Here is an 18,237-nt window from a genome sequence, read left to right as displayed (position 1 = left end):
CGTGGCGGCCGCGGCGCAACCAGTGGGTTTGACGGGGATCAGGTTTTCGCGGGGGCGGGGTGCGAGGCCGTCGCCGCCACGGTCTCGAGTTGGCTTCTGATCCAGCGATGCGCGGGGTCCTTCTGATAGCGCTGGTGCCAGACCATGAACATCGGCAACTCAGCCAGGGTTCGCGTGCGCGAGGCCAGCGGAATCCGCACCTGGGCGAAGCCATGCATCACGCCGGTCGCCAGCAGGCTCGGCATGCTCGCCAGCATCTGCGAGCCACGCAGGAAGGACGGCACGCCGGAGAAGCTCGGCACGGAGATCGCGATGTCGCGGTGGAAGCCGTTGGCTGCAAGCCGGCGATCGAAGTCGAGCCGCTCATTGTCAGTGTAGACCACCGTGACGTGACGCGCCGCGAGATAGTCGCCGCGCGTAGCCGGCGCCGCGCGCGCTTTGGGGTCGTAGTAACAAACGTAATGGTCTTGCAGCAGGCGCTTCTGCACGATGTCCACGCCGGATGGCGGCAGCGGCGTGATCAGCAGATCGCAGCGGTTTTCGCGCAGCATCGCCGGCGAGGGCGACTGCGAGGGGATCACGCGCAGGTTCAGGCTCGTCACTTGCGCTGCGACATGATCGAAGAACCGCGGCAGCAGCAGGTCGCGCTGGAAGTCATTGGCGGCGATTGTCAGCGAAAGCTGCGCGCTCGCCGGCTCGAACGTGACACCGCCGGCAAAGCTGCGCATCTCGTCGATCAGCGCTCGCGCCTTTGCCGCGAGCGCCTGGGCGTGCGCCGTAGCGACAATGCCGCGGCCGGATTTGGCAAACAGCGGATCGCCGACGATCCGCCGCAGCTTGTTCAGGGCGTGGCTGACCGCGGATTGCGTCAGGCCGAGCCGCGTTGCGGCCGCCGTCACCGAACCTTCTTCCAACACGGCCAGGAACAGCTCAAGCGCGTGGCCATCGAGCGCCAAATGATCGATTTTATTCATGGAATGCATTATAATCGATCTATTTATCTTGAGAATAGCCGGCGCCATCATCTCCCGATAAGCCGTGCGCCCCAACGGGAGCGCGCCAGAGGGAGAGACAACGCCGATGCATGCCCAGGCGCCAGCCTTGCGGGAATCCCGCCCCAACCGTCCCGAGCCGTTCACGCCGCCGCTCGGTGACGGCGGCTTCTTCCAGCGCGACCGTTCCATGCATCCGCCGGCGCACGCGCCGGGCTACAAATCCTCGGTGCTGCGCTCGCCGCGCCAGGCGTTGCTGTCGCTTGAGAACTCGGTCTCGGAGATCACGGGGCCGGTGTTCGGGCACAACGATCTCGGCCCGCTCGACAATGATTTGATCCGCAACTACGCCAAGGACGGCGATCCCGTCGGCGAACGCATCATCGTCCACGGCCGCGTGCTGGATGAGACGGGCCGCGGCGTGCCGAACACGCTGGTCGAGTTCTGGCAAGCCAATGCCGGCGGCCGCTACCGGCACAAGAGGGACACGTATCTGGCGCCGATCGATCCGAATTTCGGCGGTTGCGGCCGCGCGCTGACCGACGACAGCGGCTACTATTATTTCCGCACCGTGAAGCCGGGACCCTATCCCTGGCGCAACTACGTCAACAGCTGGCGTCCCGCTCACATCCACTTCTCGGTGTTCGGCTCGGGCTTTGCACAGCGTCTGATCACCCAGATGTACTTTGAGGGCGATCCCCTGATCCCGGTCTGCCCAATCCTGACGACGATCCCGGACAAGGATGCGCTGGAGCGCCTCATCGCGCCGCTCGACCTCAACGCATCGACCCCGTTCGACTCGCTCGCCTACCGCTTCGACATCGTCTTGCGCGGCCAGCGCTCCACTTACTTTGAAAATCGCACCGCAGGGAACTAGGTCCATGCCGCAGCCGCTCAACTACCTCAAGGAAACCGCCTCGCAGACCGCCGGGCCCTACGTCCATATCGGCCTGATCCCGGCGATGGCCGGCTTCGACATCTTCGAGAAGAACTTTTCCAACGTGCTGGTGACGCCGAACACGCAAGGCGAACGCATCACGCTGGAGGGCAAGGTGTTCGACGGCAGCGGCACGCCGCTGCGTGACGTGCTGTTGGAGATCTGGCAGGCGAACGCGGCCGGCCGCTACAACCATCCGGCCGATCGGTCGACCGGCGCGCTCGACGAGGAATTTCGTGGCTGGGGCCGCGCCGGCTCCGACTTCGAGAGCGGGCTGGTGACGTTCGAGACCATCAAGCCCGGGGCCATCACCGACAAGGCGGGCCGCAAATGCGCGCCTTACGTCAACATCTGGATCGTCGCGCGTGGCATCAATATCGGGCTCAACACCCGGCTGTATTTCTCCGATGAAGAGACTGCGAACGCCGCCGACCCCGTGCTCAGCCTGATCGAGCAGCCGGTGCGACGTTCGACGTTGATCGCAAAGCGCAGCGAGCGTGGCGCCAAGATCGTGTATGCTTTCACGATCAATTTGCAGGGGCCGGAGGAGACGATGTTCTTCGACGTCTGAGAGCCGCCGCCCGAAGGTTCACTCCACCTGGTCACTGCGATCGATCGCTACGCGCGCGTGGAATTGCGGTGACTGACGCATCTCGCGCGATCCCGGCCTATTGGCCGGATCGCGCCCCACTTTTGGTTTCAGTTCTGCCAAATCGATGAATATGTCCGCCTGTCGGCGCAGCTCGTCAGCGACCATGGCCGGCTGAGTGGAGAGTGTGGAGACGACCGTCACGCGGACACCGAGGCGTTGCAGGGCTTCCACCAGCGAACGAAAATTCCCATCGCCCGAGAACAAAACGATCTGATCGACGTGCTCGGCGAGCTCCATCGCATTTACGGCGAGGTCGACATCCATGCTGCCCTTCACCTTGCGGCGGCCGGTGATGGCGTCGACGAATTCCTTCGTGAGTTTCGTGACGACGGTGTATCCGTTATAGTCGAGCCAATCGATCAACGGACGGATTGACGAATACTCCTGATCCTCGACGACGGTCGTGTAGTAGAAGGCCCGCAACAGCGCACCTCGGCTTTGGAATTCGCCGAGCAGTCGCCTGTAGTCGATGTCGAAGCCGAGCGCCTTGGAGGTGGCATGGAGATTGGAGCCATCGATAAAGAGTGCGATCTTCTCAATCGAAGACATTATGCACAAATCTCCAGTTGTACGCGAAAGGTGGCCGGTCCAACCGCCGGGGGCGGTGTGTCGGCCGGAAAAACATTGAAGGCACCGATGGCTTGCCGAAAAAGCAGCGCAGACGACCGGACAGGGGCGGCCGTCTTGCGCCCAGGTTAGGGAGGATACAATGCCACCGGCGCCAGGGCGCCGAATGCAGCCAGGCTAAGGCGCGCGCATTCCCTACTCAATTGTACTGAGGTAAAGGGCGCCTATCCAAAGGATAGGGCCCCATATACGAAGGTTAAGTGGCAGCGCTGGCACAAAGGCCATTGCGGTTCCCAGCGTGGCCTTCGACCACAGGCGCGGCTGATCGATCGGCCGGTGTGTCAGCCTTCATCGCCATGAAGCTGGGCACGAAAGGCCCGCGGTGACACGCCCGTGGCGGCGGCGTAGACCCGGCTGAAATAGGCGGGGTCCTCGAAGCCAAGCGCATAGGCGATCGTCGAGACCGGTAAATTGGTGTAGACGAGGTTGCGCCGCGCCTCGCGGATCAGCCGGTTGAGGATCAGGTGCGAGGCGGTGTCGCCGGTTGCTGCCCGGGTCACACGGTTGAGATGGGTCGGCGTGATCGACAGCGCGCCCGCATAGTCCGCAACGCTCCAGCGTTCCAGATGATGCTGTTCCAGCAGCGCCTCGAAGCGGCGGAATAGTCCGCTTTCAGCCGTGCCGTTGCCACCGCTCTCGCCGGTGAGCGCGCGGGCCACCAGCCCGATCATGGCCGCCGAAAGTGCACGCAGCACATGCGCTCGGCCGAAATCGCGCGCGGCGTGTTCGGCAAAGATCTGCTTCATGGTGGTCCGAATCTGCGGCGTGCCGCGTATCACGGCCGAGCGCGACAAGGCACCTCGCAGCCCTTCGGAGGCGAGCAGCGCTTCGTCCAATATTTCCGCGGCGATGGTCAGCACCCAGCCCTGGGTATCAGGCACGAAACGGAAGCCGTGGACGTGGCCGACGGGCACGTTGACGATTTGCATCGGCTTCAGCTGCACCACGCGCCCGTCGAGCGTCGCTTCGCCGCCGCCGCGCTCGATCAGCAGCACCTGGTGCAGCCGGGCATGGCGGTGCACGGCGAGCGTCCAATCGTGCAGCACCGAGCGCGACGCTATCGTCTCGCAATGCACGACATCGGGCAGATCACCGGATTCGCCGAACAAATTGTAGACCCGGATTGCCGGGGCGGGGGCTGGGTTTCTCATGTTCGAATAGTACAAGACAAAGACGAAAGCCTCCATCCGTCAGCGGCGCTGAATCTGCAAGAAAGTGCCGAGGAGGACGCAAAAATGAAAGTCCAGGTCTGTATCATCGGCGGCGGGCCGTCCGGGCTGCTGTTGTCCCAGCTCCTGCACCTCAAGGGCATCGACACGGTCGTGCTGGAAAAGTACAGCCGCGACCACGTGCTTGCCCGGATCCGCGCCGGCGTGCTCGAGCACGGCTTCGCCAGGCTGATGCGCGAGGCACAGTGCGGCGAGCGGATGGACCGCGAGGGCGAGATCCACAAGGGATTCGAGATCGCCCATGACGGGGTGCTCTCCCAGATCGACCTCCACAAGCATTCCGGCGGCAATTCGGTGCTGGTCTACGGCCAGACCGAGCTGACGCGCGACCTCTACGAGGCGCGCGATCGCTTTGGCGGCAACGTCGTGCACAATGCCGAGGACGTGACGCCGCATGACCTGACCTCGGACCAGCCGTACGTGACCTATCGTTCGAATGCCGAAACCGTCCGAGTCGATTGCGACTATATCGTCGGCGCTGACGGCTTTCACGGCGTCAGCAGGAAGTCGATCCCGAAGGACGTGCTGCGGGAATACGAGAAGATCTATCCGTTCGGTTGGCTCGGCGTGCTGTCGCGCACGAAACCGGTGTCGCCGGAGCTGATCTATGTGAAGCACGAGCGCGGCTTCGCGCTGTGTTCCTTGCGGTCGCAAGTGCTGAGCCGCTACTACGTCCAGGTGCCGCTCACCGACAAGGTGGAGGACTGGAGCGACGATGCGTTCTGGACCGAGCTGAAGCGCCGTTTGCCGCACGAGGTCGGCGACCGCCTGATCACGGGGTCGTCCATCGAGAAGAGCATCGCGCCGTTGCGCAGCTTCGTCGCCGAGCCGATGAGCTACGGTCGCCTGTTTCTCGCCGGCGATGCCGCCCACATCGTGCCGCCGACCGGCGCGCGCGGGCTGAACAGCGCCGGCTCCGACATCTATTATCTCTACCACGCCATGCTCGCGCATTATCAGAACGGCGATGATTCCGGGCTCCAGGGCTATTCCGCCAAGGCGCTGGCGCGGATCTGGAAGGCGCAACGCTTTTCGTGGTGGATGACGATGCTGCTGCATCGCTTCCCCGACCGTTCCGAGTATGAAGAGAGGCTTCAGCAGACGGAGCTGGAGTATCTGCTGTCGTCCGAGACGGCGCAGCGTCTGCTGGCGGAGAATTACGTGGGGTTGCCGTTCTAGCGGGGAGTGGACCCGAAAAGCGGTGGGACGCTGCGCTACTTTCCTTCTAGGATGTTCACCGGCGTCCAATCCGACCCCGGTGGATTTGTAGCGAGCGCAGTCGCGCGCTTGCCAAAAAGCGCTGACGCCGGATCCATTTCCGCCATTCGCCCGAACGCATCAGCCGCCTTCGCAAACTCCCTTGCCCGCCAGCACGCCAGCCCTTCCGCATACGCGGCGGCAACCTTCGTCTGCCCGGCACTCTCCGTGCCCTTCTCCGCGAGGGGCTCGAACACCTTGATCGCCTCGCCGCGTCCTATCACTTTGATGGCGTCGAGCTCGCGCCAGGTGAAAGTATTGCCTGTCTGCGCGACAGTCGTTTCTGAAGCCATGATTGCGGTGCCATAATATTTGTTGGCGCCTTCGAGCCGCGAGGCGACGTTCACGGTGTCGCTCATCACGGTGTAGTTGAAGCGGCGGCGGGAGCCGATATTGCCGACGACAGCCTCGCCGCTGTTGAGCCCGATGCGGTGCGACAGGCCGCGGCGGGCGAAAGCGGCGCTGCCGGCGTTGAGCTCCGCCAGCTTTGCGTGACATTTCAGCGCGGCATGGACGGCGTGGCGCGCATGCGCGGGATCGTCGGCGGGCGCGCCGAACATGGCGACAATGGAATCGCCGATATATTTGTCGACATAGCCGCCATGGCTCTCGATGATGTCGGTCATGGCCGACAGATATTCGTTCATCAGCGTCACCAGTTCGCCCGGCGTCATCGTCTCGGCGATGGAGGAGAAGCCACTCAGGTCGGAGAAGAACATGGTGACGTTGCGCATTTCGCCGCCGAGCGCCGGCATCTTGCCGGAGGCAACCATGGTGTCGATCACTTCGGGGGCGAGATAGAACGCAAAGCTCCTGCGCAGGAAACGCTCGTCGCGATCGGCCAGCACGAAACGGTAGCCGATCATCATCGCGAGCGCGGCAAGGCTTGCGAGTGCCGGCTCCGTCAGCGGCAGCGCCAAGGCATGGACGAATGCACCGACAGCCACAGCGGCGTATACAGCGGTGAGGCCGAACCATGCGATCAGTGCGCCACCCGGTGCGAGCACGCAGGCCGCGCAGGCCACGATCGCTGCGAACACGATGGTGAGAATGCTCCGCAGTGGAAAGCCGAGCTCGGTCACCGCATCGCGTTCGATCAGATTTCGCACCGCGTTGGCATGCACGAAGACACCGGCGATGTCGCTGCGGGCTTTTTGTTCGGTGCTTGCCGGTGCAGGCAGGGCGCATCTTGCGGCCGGCGTTCCGTCATAGCCGCCGGAAAGACGCATCGAGGTGATCTTGCGGTCATCGACATTGAGGATCGTGCCGAGCACCACAATCTTGCCACCGAAGGCGCGGCGGAAGAAGTCGCGGTCGTTCTTCTCGACGCAGGCGTGCAGGTCTGCGAACGAATATGTCGGCACGTCGCGGCCGAGCCCTCGGAAATTGAGCGTTAGCGTGTTCGGCACCGCGCTCGGGATCGTATAGCCGGACAAAGCAGTCACGCCAGAAGGCGCGGTCTGCGGTTTTGCGCCGAGCGCGCGGGTGGCGAGTTCGACGGCCATTGCGGAAGCTGGCATGTCGCCGACAGGAAAACTCAGCGGCATTCGCCGGATTACATGGTCGGTGTCGGTATAGACGTTGAGGCCGCGGACGTTATTCCCCACAGCCAATTGCTGTGCGCGGTCCGGATGATCGCTGCTGAGGACCTCGCCCAGCACCAGCTTGCCGTCACTAGAGAGTTTCCGCAAGGCGATGAGATAGTCTCGGTCGAATCCCTTCAGTCGCGCGCCAAGCGGCGCATCGCCAAAGGGAATCTCCGACCGCTCGATCGAGCTCGGAAAGATGACATCGAAACCGATCACCTTGGCGCCGCCGTCGGCAATGCTGCCGAGCACCCGGCCGATCTCGCGCGTCCAGGTCAGCGTCGGCGACCCCTGGAACGGCGGAGTGTCGTAGGTCTCGCCGTCGATGGCCACGACGACGACCGGTGATGTCGCGGGATCGCGGTGGTCGCCGACGAGCTTGCCGCGCAGTGCCGTGAGGACGTCGAGCGACAGGCCCTGCAGCGTCTGGAACGGCGGAGACGTGACGACGGCGCCTGCAAGAAGCGCAATCAGGATCGCTGCAACGATGTCCCGTCTGCCGATCCGCCGCATCGCCCCGTCGCTAGCTGCCTATTCGAGCCGCAGCAGGCGTCCCACGATCGGCGTCGGCGACGACGTGGCGCTGGGATCGACCTGGAAGGCGTAACGCTTGGTGCCGAGGATGGCGAGATAGCTGCCGCCCGGCGTCAGCGACTTCCCGGCCTTGGCGAAGTCATAGAACTTGCCTCCGACCATGGTCTCGCTCGTGAGCGGCACGCTGATCGTGGGCTCCTTGCCATCGGTGCGCTCGATCACCAGGGTGCTGCCGCTCTTGGCCTGCACCAACGGCGCGACACCGTAGAGCGTAGGCAGCTTGGCCGGAGCGCTGCCCTTGGCGTCCGACCGCATGGTGCGGAAGGTCGTCGCGGCACTCTGGTTCGCCTCGCGCTCCGACAGTTTTGCCGCGTTGGTATCGCAGGGGACCTTTTCCCGCTTGACCTCGCCGAGTTGCACGGTGCTCTGCTCGGTGCCGACCATGACGACGCCTTCGCTGATGGTCTCGCGCTGGCACGATTTGAGATAGCTGAGCGTAATGGTTGCCTTGGGCCCCAGCTTGATGATCTTGCCCGGCACCACATAATCCATGAACGCGACACCGTCGACCTTGCCTTGCACGTCCTCGACGATGGCGGTCGGGCTCTCCGCCAAAGCCGGAGCAGCAAGACAGCATGTGCCGACAACAGCGCCGATCAGGCTTTTCATGGCAATTCTCATCCAGTTCGACCAATATTTGCCGGTCCCCATCCAGGCCCGATGCTTAGCAGCGAAACGCCCAGGCAAGTGTGACCGGAATCACTCTTTGATATTGGTGCACTCTATCAGGAAGAGGTTCAAGCCGGCGACTCGAGAAGACAGTGCGCCGGCAAGCTGGATGGATAATTTCATTCGGCTGGGACGGCCTCAACCGGGTGGCTCTCCGCTGCACTCTCCATATCTATGATGGGCGCGAGCGTAGCCTCGGTTTTCTGATACGGCGTCGCCTGCTGACCGGCGGCGATCTCGACCACTTCCTCCCAGCGTGACAGGCTAGCTGTCACGAACTGGCTGGAGTTGATAGCGGTTATATGCGTGCTGCCAAACGAGGTCGGCACGCCGATCGTTTTTAGCGCGGTATGCAACGAGGTCCAGCTCCAGCTTTCTTGCCCGCCGCACGGGAAGCGTGCGCCCGCGTCGCTGCGCCTCGGCGTCAAATTGACGGGTTGATTTTGCAGGGCGTTAACCGTGGCGGAATGCTCCCCGCGCGGGTCATTGTCGCGCCCCAGAGTTGGTTGCAAATACGTTGGAGTTTTACGGTGGATGTTTTCATGCTGAGAGACGGCAAATATGCGGCCTGGTTCAGGACCCCGCGCGGTCAGGGCACGGGCGTCGTGCATCTGGCGGAGGGACGAATCTCCGGCAGCGACAGCTTCTTCACTTATGGAGGCTCTTACCGAATTGACGAGCAGCGCTTCACGGCGGTTCTGACCACGCGGCGTCATGCCGAGGGGCCGCCGACCGTGTTCGGGCTCGACGAGGTCGAGGTCAAGCTCGCGGGCGTGTGCAGCGGTGCGATGGCGACCTGTTCCGGAACGGCCGAGCAGGCCCCCGATGTGACCTTCGAGGCGACGCTCATCTACAGCCAGGACGAGGTGCCGGCCGTTGACGCCCGAGGTGCGGTCGTGAAGCTCAACGCCGACAAGCTGCCCAAGGGGCTCGACGGCCGTTCGCGATCGCGCCATCCGTTTGCGCCGGGATCGCTCGGCTCAGAACGGAATAGACCATAAGGCCACGTCTTATCCCGCCTGATCGACTTCGAGGATGTTGTCAGGGCTGCTTAAGCGGATGAGCCCTCTGGTGCCAGGCCCAGGCGGTGCGGATTACAGTCGGCAGATCCGAATATCGCGGCACGAAATTCAGCGCTTTTCGCGCTGCGGAGGGATCGGCGACCAGATAGGTGGGATCGCCGGCGCGGCGCGGTTTGACGGTGTGGGGCACCTCGCGCCCGGTCTCCTGCCTGATGGCGGTCAGGATCTCCCGTACCGAAAAGCCGGAGCCGGTGCCTAGATTGAAGCTGCCGCCGGCATGCCCTTGTTCCAGCAGCTTCAGCGCCGCGACGTGCGCTGCGGCGAGGTCGGTGACGTGGATGTAGTCGCGGATCGCGGTGCCATCGGGCGTGTCGTAGTCCTGACCGAACACGGCAAAATCGACATGGCCCTGTAATGCCATCATGGCGCGCGGAATGAGATGGGTTTCATTGTCACGCAATTCGCCGATGCCGCCGGCAGGATCGGCGCCGCTGGCATTGAAATAGCGCAGGCAGAACGCGCCGAAGCCGTAAGCGGCGCGGTAATCGGCGAGCATGCGCTCGATCATCCACTTCGATGCGCCATAGGGGTTGATCGGCGCGCAGGGGAAGTCTTCCGGCAGTTCCTTGGAATCGGCATTGCCGTAGACGGCGCCGGTCGAGGAGAACACGATACGATGGCAGCCCGCATTGCGCATCGCCTGCAATAGCGACAGCGTGCCCTGCACATTGTTGATGTAGTACTTTTGCGGGTCGGTCATGGACTCGCCGACGAGACTCGCCGCCGCGAAATGCATGACCGCCGTGATTTTGTGCTCGGCGAAGGCGCGCGCCAGCGTGGCGCCGTCGAGCAGATCGCCTGTTACCAGCGGGCCGGCGACGAAGCCGCGATGACCTGTCGACAGATTGTCATAAACGACGGGCTGATAGCCGGCGGCGGTCAGGGCGCGACAGGCATGCGAGCCGATATAGCCCGCGCCTCCCGTAACGAGGACAGTCGGTCGGTCGGTCATGTCTGCTTACCTCGAGGTGAAATCAACGATCATCCATGCGTCCGCGGCCAGCACCAAATCGGCACCCGGCACGAGCACCGCAAGCGTCAGCCATGCGGGACGTTTGCGGAAGGCGAGGACATGCCGCGTGGCGCCACGGGAGACGACATCAATCAAGGAGAGGGCTTCCGAAGTGACCTGTCCCAATGCGATTGCCTCAGTTCAATAGTTGATCGATCTGGTGAGCATAGATTGATCTTCGCTGTATGCAACCCACCGGCGGCTCGGCACGATCGTCCTTCTTCGTTTAGCTCGCATTGACCCTATCGCTGCGAAACGGTGGGCGCGCGCATCGCGGCAACCGAAGCTTTAAGAACCAAAATTAAGCTGATGCCGAGTAAAGGAGTGACTGAAACATGGCACAGATCTGGATGACCTATGACGAACTCGCCGAGCTTAGCGGCTGCACGTCTGCCGAGGCACGAATGCGGGCCATCCATTTGTCACTTGACCGCCGCAAAAGCCGCGACGGCGCAACCCGCGTCAAGCTCGATCTGGCGCTGACGGCCAAATATTTCGCCTCTGTCCGGGACGCCGATTTTGATCTGGACGGCGCCATCGAGACGCTCCAGGCCACCCATCGGCAGATGGCAGAACTCCTGACGCCGAACCAGTTCCTGGGCCGGCGCCGCTCGGCTTAGCTCCCGCACGCAATCCATCAGGCTCCGGGTACAAGGAGCCGAGATTCTCGCGATAGTTGTTCCGAATCAGGCATAAATCTCCATCCGGAATTTTCATTGCTGGCCGGGGTTTAACCGCAGCGGGCCGTAGAGCCTGAAGGAGGATGCCATGAGGAACGACAGCGATCGAGGCTACGCGACACTGTTGGCAGCGGCGATGCTGGGTGCGCTGATCATCATGACAGCCGCAACGGCAAATGCAGAGCTCGTGAAGTTGCAGGCCGATTTAAAAGGCAGCAATGAAGTGCCTCCGAACAACTCGCCTGGAACAGGCAAGGCCGAGGCGACCTACGATACGGAGGCGAAAACCCTGACCTACACAGTCAGCTTCGCCGGCTTGACCGGGCCAGCCATGGGGGCACATTTCCATGGCCCCGTGGAGGCCGGCAAGAACGCCGGCATCGTGCTGCCGTTCAAGACGGTCCAAAGCCCGATTCAGGGGAGCGCAACGCTCACCGAAGCTCAGGCTGCGGACCTGCTGGCTGGGAAATGGTATGCCAACATTCATACGGCCGCGAACCCGGGCGGTGAACTACGCGGACAAATGATAAAATAAGGACGGTCACTTCCCGATGCAGACGTGCAGGCCATGCATCTGCTCAGGAGGGCGGCCTCGGTAAGAAGGCCAGGATTGTTTGAGCGAGGAGGACCCCGACGGTCCCGCCTGCTGCTTTTTGCAGCACGTCCAGGAAACCCGGATCACGATCGGGCGTCATCGCTTGCAGGATTTCCAGCCCCATTGCGACCGCCACGACAAGCGAGCATGCGAGGGTGAGCCGACCGGGCAACAGGAAGGACAAGAGAAATCCCAGCAACCCGTAGACGCTGAAGCGCTCGATCACGACGACCCAATAAGCCTCGTGATGGCCAATAAGCACGGGTCTCCCCGCCAGTCTCGCAAGCGTGGCATAGACGATGAGCGCGAAGCAGACGCCTGCGGCTGCGATAAGGTGGTTGCGGCGCATTGGACGACCATAGCCGGACCGGAGCCAGGCCGCGTTGAAAGATGAGAGTATCGTTAAGGCTGATTGAGCAAGGGGCGCGGCGCGTTTGCCGTCCCGGGTTAACGGCTCAATCCTTTCAGGCCACCAACGCCGCGTCGGTCGGCAATTTAGCGCTCTGCGCCAAGCAGCGTGACTCGACCAACTCGTTGAATCGAGGGAAGGGCAGTGGGGCGGAGACCAGATAGCCCTGCCCCTCCTCTACGCCGGATGAAATAAGCGCCCGGACCTGCTCCTCCGTCTCGATGCCTTCCGCGACCACCGTCATTTGGAGGTCCTTCGCAAGTGCGACCAGCATCTCCACGATCGTGGCAGTCGATGCGTCCACGGTGATCGTGTCGACGAAAAATTTGTCGATCTTGATTGTATTGGCGCCCAGGCCCTTGAGCCGGGATAGCCCGCTATGACCGACGCCGACGTCATCGATGGCGACGCGAAACCCGCAGTCCCGCAATTCGCTGACCACGGCTGCGGCGCGTGCGAGGTCGTCGAGCTCGTCGCGCTCGGTCACCTCGATGACGATCTGGCGCGCGGAGACTTGCGCCGCCATGACCGTGCGGCGGAGCGTTTCAATGAAGCCCGCACTCAAGAGATGCTTTGGTACGACGTTGAGGGAGAGCTTAAAATCCTTGTTCGCTTTCAACAGCGGCTGCAGATCCGACAGCGCTGATCGCAGGATCTGCCAGGTCATGACCTGGATGCGGCCGCTGGATTCCGCGAGCGGGATGAAGTTCATCGGAGGCACGACCGATCCGTCTTTGAGGAGCCACCGAGCCAACACCTCGCAGCCTTTGATCCGACCGGTCTTGAGCTCGAAGATGGGCTGGTAGTACGGCTTGAATTCGTTCGCGGCCAGCCCGCGGTCGAGATCGGCGACGGGCCCTTCCATGCGGCGGCTCCGCGCGAAAAGCCCGCCGAAAAGGGCGCCGATTGCAAATGCTACGGCCAGCGTCGGCCAGTAAGCCTCGTTGTTCCACGTCGAGAGGATGCCGCGTTCGAGGCGAATGGTCGCATGGAGTGGGAATCGAGCTGAATTTTTGTCGAGATCGATCGGGGCCTGCAAGGCTTTGTCGGGATCGAGCAGGAATTCGCCAAGTTTCTCGCCGTTGCTCAACGCGAGGATCACTTCGCTGTGGGCGCGCAACTCGGCGGGCATGATGTCGAACAGGCTGGCGTTGACGCCAAGAATGGCGACCAATGCGGCATTGCCGTTGATGTCTTTGAGCACGCCCAGAGCATCCCCGCCGAATTGCTCAACACGGAAGAGCGAAAGGTTCTTGTCGTGCGAGGGAAGCATATCGCGGCGGTCGATCCATCCCTTGTCGAATTCCAGCGTTTCGGAATAGGCCGAACAGATCACCGAGCCATCCGGGTTGACGAGGCGCACATCCTTGATTGCGGAACGTTGGTAGACGTGGAGCCGGATCGCCTGCAGCGTCGCGGGCCCACAATCGGCAAGATCGCGCCGCGCGAGTTCGCCCAGGCTCGCGCCGGCAAAGTCGACCGCAAATTCGGCGCGACGCAGAACCACCTCGGTCAATTCGTCGAGCTGGTGGGCCTGCTGGTACCGAATGAACGAAGTTGCCGCAAAGTGGCCAGCCACGCCGAACGCGGCCGCGCTCGCGAGCACGAGGCCGCAAATACGAAAGTCGGTCGCTGCAATCTCATTCGGCCCGGCGGAACAGAGGGAAGCGTCGGCCGATCCTAATCAGGACGCGCTAAGATAGGGTTTAATGCGCGGGCGAGGCATGTGGAACCGGCCTTTGGGGGTGGGCAGGCGAGGGACCCGTCTGCCCCCGGACCGGGGGACCCTATCGAAAATGCTACTTAACCTTCCGCTCCCAAGTTCTGGCGGCCCATTCGATGGCGGAGCGAAGCGGGTGCGGGATTGTAGGGCGCGATGGAAGCCTGCCGAGGGCTGCCACCATGCTGTGGCCGGGTGGCTCGCAAGCGCAAGACCACGAAGGCGATATTGATAGCCAACCAGACCAGAATGACGGAAATGGCAAGATGGGCCACGGCCAGACCTCGCGATGAAGTTGGAGTCAACGCGAGCGCGCTGGTTCGGTTCCCTGGCGAACCGGGCTAGAGCGCATCTATTTCATGTAGCCGGAGTCGAGCCTTCGGGGCGGACGGCGACCTCACCTTGCCTTGAGGTCCTTGCTCTACTCCGATCAGCAACACGACGCATTCGTTCTTCGTCAGAACCGGCGATCGCGCGCCCGCGGCCATCATGACGTCGTTGGCGGAACGCCGCCGCACGCTCGCTTAGGCCTTTTTTCTCGCCTTCGTTTTCAACGAAAGACCAAGGCGCAGGGCCATGCGCTTGATCGCATCGGGCGATCGTCCGAGCTGTTTCGCCGCCTCCTCCAATGAAGCCGAAGACTTAGCCAACTCCATCAGCCGGCGGTCTTCCTTGAACGACCAGGGCTTGCGCGCCATAACCGAAATCATCCTCTCGTCGCGACAAGGACAAAGCCGCCAAGCGGACCCATGTCGCTCGACGGCTTTGCTTGGGTGGGCCGAGCTTGGGGGAGCCCGGTGAGACGATGGGATAAGTGATTAGTGAGAATTCGCAACAAACAACGCGGATTAAGCTAACCGCTCAACCTTAACGCGTCTAATCCGGCTTTGTCGCTCCGTACTATCACGGAGGTGTCAATGCTGATCAGCGGCGGCCGTTACCGCGCTTTGAATGGCTGGAAGCCGAATTGTCGGGCGCCGGTTCTGAAGGCTGCATGGACTGCGTGAACCCCGATTAACATCCGGCCGGATCCAACTTCAATCAGTGAGACGTTTTGTCATTCCCCGGCCCGCGGCTGTCCGGCAACGACCAAACTTCAATCAGCTCCTTGCACAAATTTCGTCATCGCCTGGCAAAACTTCCAGCGGTGCCGATCTTGAAGTCGTCACAACGACAAGATGAAATGCAATGGGAGGAACGCGCCGAAAAAATGGGACGTTCAAATGTTGGCAATTGTGATTTTGGGTTCGATCTTCGCGGGCGGTTTTGCTTGCGGCTATGGTGCGAGGGCGTGGCGCTCACGCAAGCGATCGGCAAGATATCGTCTCTATGCGCCCTATACTCCCGCAACAGGGGCGGGACGAAGTCGGTCGCCCTCCTAATGATGGTATTTCGCGCCTGGCCTGTTTGCCGAGCGATCTCTGTAGCATTATCGAAATAACCATGTGCGGTTAGGTTAACTTGTCGTAATTCTTGAGAGCCTAGCCAATGCCACCTAGAACATCTCGATTCACGGCGGAAGCTTAGCCGCCCCGATTTTTCCGTGGCCCCGCGTTAGGGTAGGCGTAAATGACGTATCTGATTGCATTGCTAGGCGCGATAATTTGCATCGTTATTTTGATGGTTTTCGTTCGCGCCTATGATCGACACCTGAAAGATCTTCCAGGTCCTTGGATCATGGACGAGGCTCATTCGAATGACTGAAAGGCACAACGCGCCCCGCAGGTATTTCGTTGATGCGCAAGGGAAGCGGGTGCTGATAGGGCTGTCGCTTCCGGAAACGGCGGAGTTCGAAGCGCTGGACATCACATCGGGAGAGACGGTTCAAATCGGTCCGGGCGATGGGGCCGCCGCGGCGCACGAAGCTCGATGGCTTGAGCTTTATTCGAAACACGAAGGAGCCTGGCGGGCGTGGATCGTACAAAGCCAGGCGGAGCAGCCACAAGATTCAAGCTTTGTTAACTATGTCTGACCGATGTTAGCGGTCCAAATCTCGAACGTGGGATGGCCCAAATGTTTCAGCTGTTCCTGAGAGCGCGCGCACACAATTTTCTCAGCTCCCGCCGTGAGGACAAAGGCTTCAAGGCCCGTACCATCGAGCGCGATGCGGAGACGGACCGCGTTCGAATCGATGCCGTCATGGTCGCGATCGATACGGCATTGCGCGATGCGGAGAGGGAGCAGGTCGGCCTCGGACGACGTGTTGATGACGCACTCGCGCGTGCATCCGTCACTTTCGGAAACGGCACCGATGAATATCTCGAACGGGAGCCGATCGACAGTCATCATCAAGATCTCTTTGCCGCCGACATCTCCAACGGCCAGCGGCGGCTCAAGGAATTGGCAAACACCATCGCTCATCTGAGGTTTATCAGGACCGCGATGCTCACGCGCTTTCCGAACCTGAAGCCGCCGCAGCTCAATAGCTAGGATCGAGGGTTTGGCTCGGCACCCTTCCGTCTGCTAAACGCAGCAGGTTTGGGCACGATGGATATCTCGGTCCGAAAAGCATAATCTCTCGCTGAACAGCTTTGCCACGGGACAATTCGGGCGCCGCTTTGCCGTTTGGCTCTTCTGCCGGTTTTGATATGGTCCCGTCCAGCGTTCTCGGACGGATTGAAGGAGCGAGCCAGGTGATCTCCAGAAATTTGCAAAGGTCAATGGGATTGGCATTTGTTTTGGCTATTGGCGCGCCAGTAACGGCGTCGGCCGTCACTGTAGAAGTAGCGCGTGCATGCGACGCAGCTTTGGCCAAGGCCTTTCCTCCAAAGCAAATCGGCAATCCCGCTGCCGGCAGCGCAGGGACAGCCAAGGAGCGGCGCGATTATTTCAGCAAATGCGTCACGAACAACGGCAAGGTCGATGATGCGCCCGCGGATGCGCCTAAAGACGCCAAGGCCAAGAAATAAACGGAACGCGTCGCGCCACTTTAGCGTCGCGGCGGGCAGGGGGAGTAGAATGCGCCGTTCGTTGCATTGATGCGTTCGACGCATTGGTTGGGATCAGTCGGCGTCCCGGCCACCGTGAAGTCATAGCCCATACCTTTGACGACCACGACGTAGCGACCCGGCGAAAGCGTAAAGCCGTCCTGCTCCGGCTGCAGCGATAGCATTCTCGGCTGATCCTCGACCGGACCTACTTTGTAAGGGAAGGACATGCTGCGGATGACCCAGGTGTCGCCGGCAGAGACCATGGCCGCTTTCCCGGTTGCATCGACGCCCATCGCTCGGGAGACTTTTGCGACTACTCGAACCTCGGTCCCGGTTGCATCGACACCACCGTCGGGCCTGAAAACAATGAAGCTGACATCTCCGCTTGTCAGGGTCGTCGCGCTCGGTGTGGTGATTGCTGCTGAGATCGCGACACGACGATCCGGAATCTTCCCGGGGACCGGCTTGAGCTCCTGGAGCTGGCCCTGGCTCAGGGCGTAGACGCCGAAGGTCGTTGGCAACGGCATCGAGGGTTGCGCAGGCGTCACCGGCTCCTTCGGTTGATCCGGTGTCCGTTCGACGCTCTCACCGCTCGATGGAGTCACAGCCCCGGTGGGGTGAGGCTCGGGGCTTGTGGAGGTGCGCTTGGACAGCGTCGCGGACTGCCACAATGCGAGGGATTGTGTCCTCAACCGCGGCCAATAAGTAACCGCCGCGCTGGCACCGGCAATGACGACCAGGATGGCGGCTAATCGGATGAGGGAGTTGAGGATGCCGCTTCGCCGAGATTGGTCGGGCGGGCTTGGCGGTGCGACAGAACCGCGCCCTGTTTCCGCAGGCTTCGGGACGGGCGGCGAGGGCGGAACGGGCGCCAGATGCGGAACGGGCTGAGGAGCCGGGGGACTGGGTGGCGACTGATGCGAAGCGACGTCTAGCGCCAACTCCGGCGCTTTGGACAGCGCGTCGCGCTCGCTACGGTCAAATGAAAGCTCAACCTCCCGGATGGCGCGCTCAAGCACTTGCTGGAGCTCGCGGGACTCCCGTGCGTCGCCATGCGTTAATTGTTCCAGAAGCTTGATGCGAGCCAGCTCGTATACGATTTCGCGGATCTGCCGGGGGTCGCTGGATATGTCGCGAATCCGCCCGGACAGGAGACGCACAAACCCGGCCTTGATCGCGTGCATATTTGGCGCGCCGGCGGCGGTGTCGCTGGGGTCGGTCATCAAGGCCGATCAAGTAACCCGGAACAGGCTGTTTCGCTAGGCT

The 18,237-nt window shown here is 62.0% G+C and carries 21 protein-coding genes; 9 read left to right on the top strand and 12 right to left on the bottom strand.

Features of this window, described 5'->3' with window-relative positions; genetic code table 11:
- Nucleotides 1-38 precede the first annotated feature (38 nt).
- Entirely contained in the window at nt 39-983 is a 945-nt protein-coding gene (locus IVA93_RS29395; protein WP_018456139.1) for a LysR family transcriptional regulator, read from the bottom strand.
- Nucleotides 984-1,080: 97 nt separating this feature from the next.
- Between IVA93_RS29395 and pcaH the strand changes: the two genes are divergently transcribed.
- Both pcaH and pcaG read left to right on the top strand, forming a co-directional pair.
- Nucleotides 1,081-1,869: a protocatechuate 3,4-dioxygenase subunit beta gene (gene pcaH, locus IVA93_RS29390; RefSeq protein ID WP_039799636.1), complete on the top strand. Its 789-nt coding sequence runs from the start codon at nt 1,081-1,083 to the stop codon at nt 1,867-1,869.
- Nucleotides 1,870-1,873: 4 nt separating this feature from the next.
- Nucleotides 1,874-2,500: a protocatechuate 3,4-dioxygenase subunit alpha gene (gene pcaG, locus IVA93_RS29385; RefSeq protein WP_026233093.1), complete on the top strand. Its 627-nt coding sequence runs from the start codon at nt 1,874-1,876 to the stop codon at nt 2,498-2,500.
- A gap of 18 nt (nt 2,501-2,518) precedes the next feature.
- Here the strand turns inward: pcaG and IVA93_RS29380 are convergent, their stop codons facing one another.
- Together IVA93_RS29380 and IVA93_RS29375 are read right to left on the bottom strand one after the other, a co-directional pair.
- Nucleotides 2,519-3,130 carry a LabA-like NYN domain-containing protein gene (locus tag IVA93_RS29380; RefSeq protein WP_018456136.1) on the bottom strand — a complete coding sequence of 204 codons (612 nt, stop codon included), beginning with the start codon at nt 3,128-3,130 and terminating at the stop codon, nt 2,519-2,521.
- Between the two features lie 359 nt (nt 3,131-3,489).
- Complete coding sequence (locus IVA93_RS29375) at nt 3,490-4,395, bottom strand: helix-turn-helix domain-containing protein (protein ID WP_018456135.1); 906 nt, start codon at nt 4,393-4,395, stop codon at nt 3,490-3,492.
- Between the two features lie 48 nt (nt 4,396-4,443).
- Between IVA93_RS29375 and pobA the strand changes: the two genes are divergently transcribed.
- Entirely contained in the window at nt 4,444-5,616 is a 1,173-nt protein-coding gene (gene pobA, locus IVA93_RS29370; RefSeq protein ID WP_018456134.1) for a 4-hydroxybenzoate 3-monooxygenase, read from the top strand.
- 35 nt (nt 5,617-5,651) lie between these two features.
- On the opposite strand, the gene IVA93_RS29365 is transcribed toward pobA, so the two are convergent.
- The 3 genes from IVA93_RS29365 to IVA93_RS29355 all read right to left on the bottom strand — a co-directional run bounded on the left by IVA93_RS29365 (nt 5,652) and on the right by IVA93_RS29355 (nt 8,899).
- A complete protein-coding gene (locus tag IVA93_RS29365; RefSeq protein WP_247368936.1) occupies nt 5,652-7,793 on the bottom strand; it encodes an adenylate/guanylate cyclase domain-containing protein in 2,142 nt (713 codons plus the stop codon).
- Nucleotides 7,794-7,811: 18 nt separating this feature from the next.
- Nucleotides 7,812-8,483: a hypothetical protein gene (locus IVA93_RS29360; protein WP_026233092.1), complete on the bottom strand. Its 672-nt coding sequence runs from the start codon at nt 8,481-8,483 to the stop codon at nt 7,812-7,814.
- 179 nt (nt 8,484-8,662) lie between these two features.
- Nucleotides 8,663-8,899 carry a hypothetical protein gene (locus IVA93_RS29355; RefSeq protein WP_245288431.1) on the bottom strand — a complete coding sequence of 79 codons (237 nt, stop codon included), beginning with the start codon at nt 8,897-8,899 and terminating at the stop codon, nt 8,663-8,665.
- A gap of 186 nt (nt 8,900-9,085) precedes the next feature.
- Here IVA93_RS29355 and IVA93_RS29350 point away from each other — a divergent pair, with 186 nt between their 5' ends.
- The gene (locus IVA93_RS29350) at nt 9,086-9,544 is read left to right on the top strand and encodes a hypothetical protein (RefSeq protein WP_018456130.1); all 459 of its coding nucleotides are present in this window, start codon (nt 9,086-9,088) and stop codon (nt 9,542-9,544) included.
- Between the two features lie 40 nt (nt 9,545-9,584).
- Here IVA93_RS29350 and galE read toward each other — a convergent pair whose 3' ends face one another.
- Nucleotides 9,585-10,577, bottom strand: a complete 993-nt coding sequence (galE, locus tag IVA93_RS29345) for a UDP-glucose 4-epimerase GalE (RefSeq protein WP_018456129.1) — start codon at nt 10,575-10,577, stop codon at nt 9,585-9,587.
- Nucleotides 10,578-10,583: 6 nt separating this feature from the next.
- Nucleotides 10,584-10,733, bottom strand: coding sequence for a hypothetical protein (locus IVA93_RS29340; RefSeq protein ID WP_240543981.1), 150 nt, complete (start codon nt 10,731-10,733; stop codon nt 10,584-10,586).
- Nucleotides 10,734-10,972: 239 nt separating this feature from the next.
- On the opposite strand from IVA93_RS29340, the gene IVA93_RS29335 reads away from it, so the two are divergent.
- Both IVA93_RS29335 and IVA93_RS29330 read left to right on the top strand, forming a co-directional pair.
- A complete protein-coding gene (locus IVA93_RS29335) occupies nt 10,973-11,257 on the top strand; it encodes a hypothetical protein (protein WP_018456127.1) in 285 nt (94 codons plus the stop codon).
- 148 nt (nt 11,258-11,405) lie between these two features.
- On the top strand, nt 11,406-11,852 hold the full coding sequence (locus tag IVA93_RS29330) for a CHRD domain-containing protein (protein WP_018456126.1): 447 nt from the start codon (nt 11,406-11,408) through the stop codon (nt 11,850-11,852).
- A 43-nt stretch (nt 11,853-11,895) separates the two neighbouring features.
- On the opposite strand, the gene IVA93_RS29325 is transcribed toward IVA93_RS29330, so the two are convergent.
- From IVA93_RS29325 to IVA93_RS29315, 3 genes are all read right to left on the bottom strand, one after another.
- Nucleotides 11,896-12,261, bottom strand: a complete 366-nt coding sequence (locus IVA93_RS29325) for a VanZ family protein (RefSeq protein ID WP_018456125.1) — start codon at nt 12,259-12,261, stop codon at nt 11,896-11,898.
- A gap of 115 nt (nt 12,262-12,376) precedes the next feature.
- Nucleotides 12,377-13,927 (bottom strand): EAL domain-containing protein, encoded by a 1,551-nt coding sequence (locus IVA93_RS29320; RefSeq protein WP_247368938.1) that lies wholly within the window; start codon nt 13,925-13,927, stop codon nt 12,377-12,379.
- Nucleotides 13,928-14,565: 638 nt separating this feature from the next.
- The gene (locus IVA93_RS29315; protein ID WP_162847250.1) at nt 14,566-14,739 is read right to left on the bottom strand and encodes a hypothetical protein; all 174 of its coding nucleotides are present in this window, start codon (nt 14,737-14,739) and stop codon (nt 14,566-14,568) included.
- 998 nt (nt 14,740-15,737) lie between these two features.
- Here IVA93_RS29315 and IVA93_RS29310 point away from each other — a divergent pair.
- The 3 genes from IVA93_RS29310 (at nt 15,738) to IVA93_RS29300 (ending at nt 16,950) form a co-directional block, all read left to right on the top strand.
- The gene (locus tag IVA93_RS29310) at nt 15,738-16,013 is read left to right on the top strand and encodes a hypothetical protein (RefSeq protein WP_018456121.1); all 276 of its coding nucleotides are present in this window, start codon (nt 15,738-15,740) and stop codon (nt 16,011-16,013) included.
- A 41-nt stretch (nt 16,014-16,054) separates the two neighbouring features.
- The gene (locus tag IVA93_RS29305; protein WP_018456120.1) at nt 16,055-16,471 is read left to right on the top strand and encodes a hypothetical protein; all 417 of its coding nucleotides are present in this window, start codon (nt 16,055-16,057) and stop codon (nt 16,469-16,471) included.
- Between the two features lie 203 nt (nt 16,472-16,674).
- Nucleotides 16,675-16,950, top strand: coding sequence for a hypothetical protein (locus tag IVA93_RS29300; protein WP_083926416.1), 276 nt, complete (start codon nt 16,675-16,677; stop codon nt 16,948-16,950).
- A gap of 20 nt (nt 16,951-16,970) precedes the next feature.
- Here the strand turns inward: IVA93_RS29300 and IVA93_RS29295 are convergent, their stop codons facing one another.
- Nucleotides 16,971-18,194, bottom strand: a complete 1,224-nt coding sequence (locus IVA93_RS29295; protein ID WP_018456118.1) for a hypothetical protein — start codon at nt 18,192-18,194, stop codon at nt 16,971-16,973.
- Nucleotides 18,195-18,237 lie beyond the last annotated feature (43 nt).

The organism is Bradyrhizobium sp. 155 (assembly GCF_023101105.1).
GTDB classification, from domain to species: domain Bacteria; phylum Pseudomonadota; class Alphaproteobacteria; order Rhizobiales; family Xanthobacteraceae; genus Bradyrhizobium; species Bradyrhizobium canariense_D.
The sequence above is the reverse complement of the archived record's forward strand: the minus strand, read 5'-3'. Positions and strand labels throughout refer to the sequence as shown.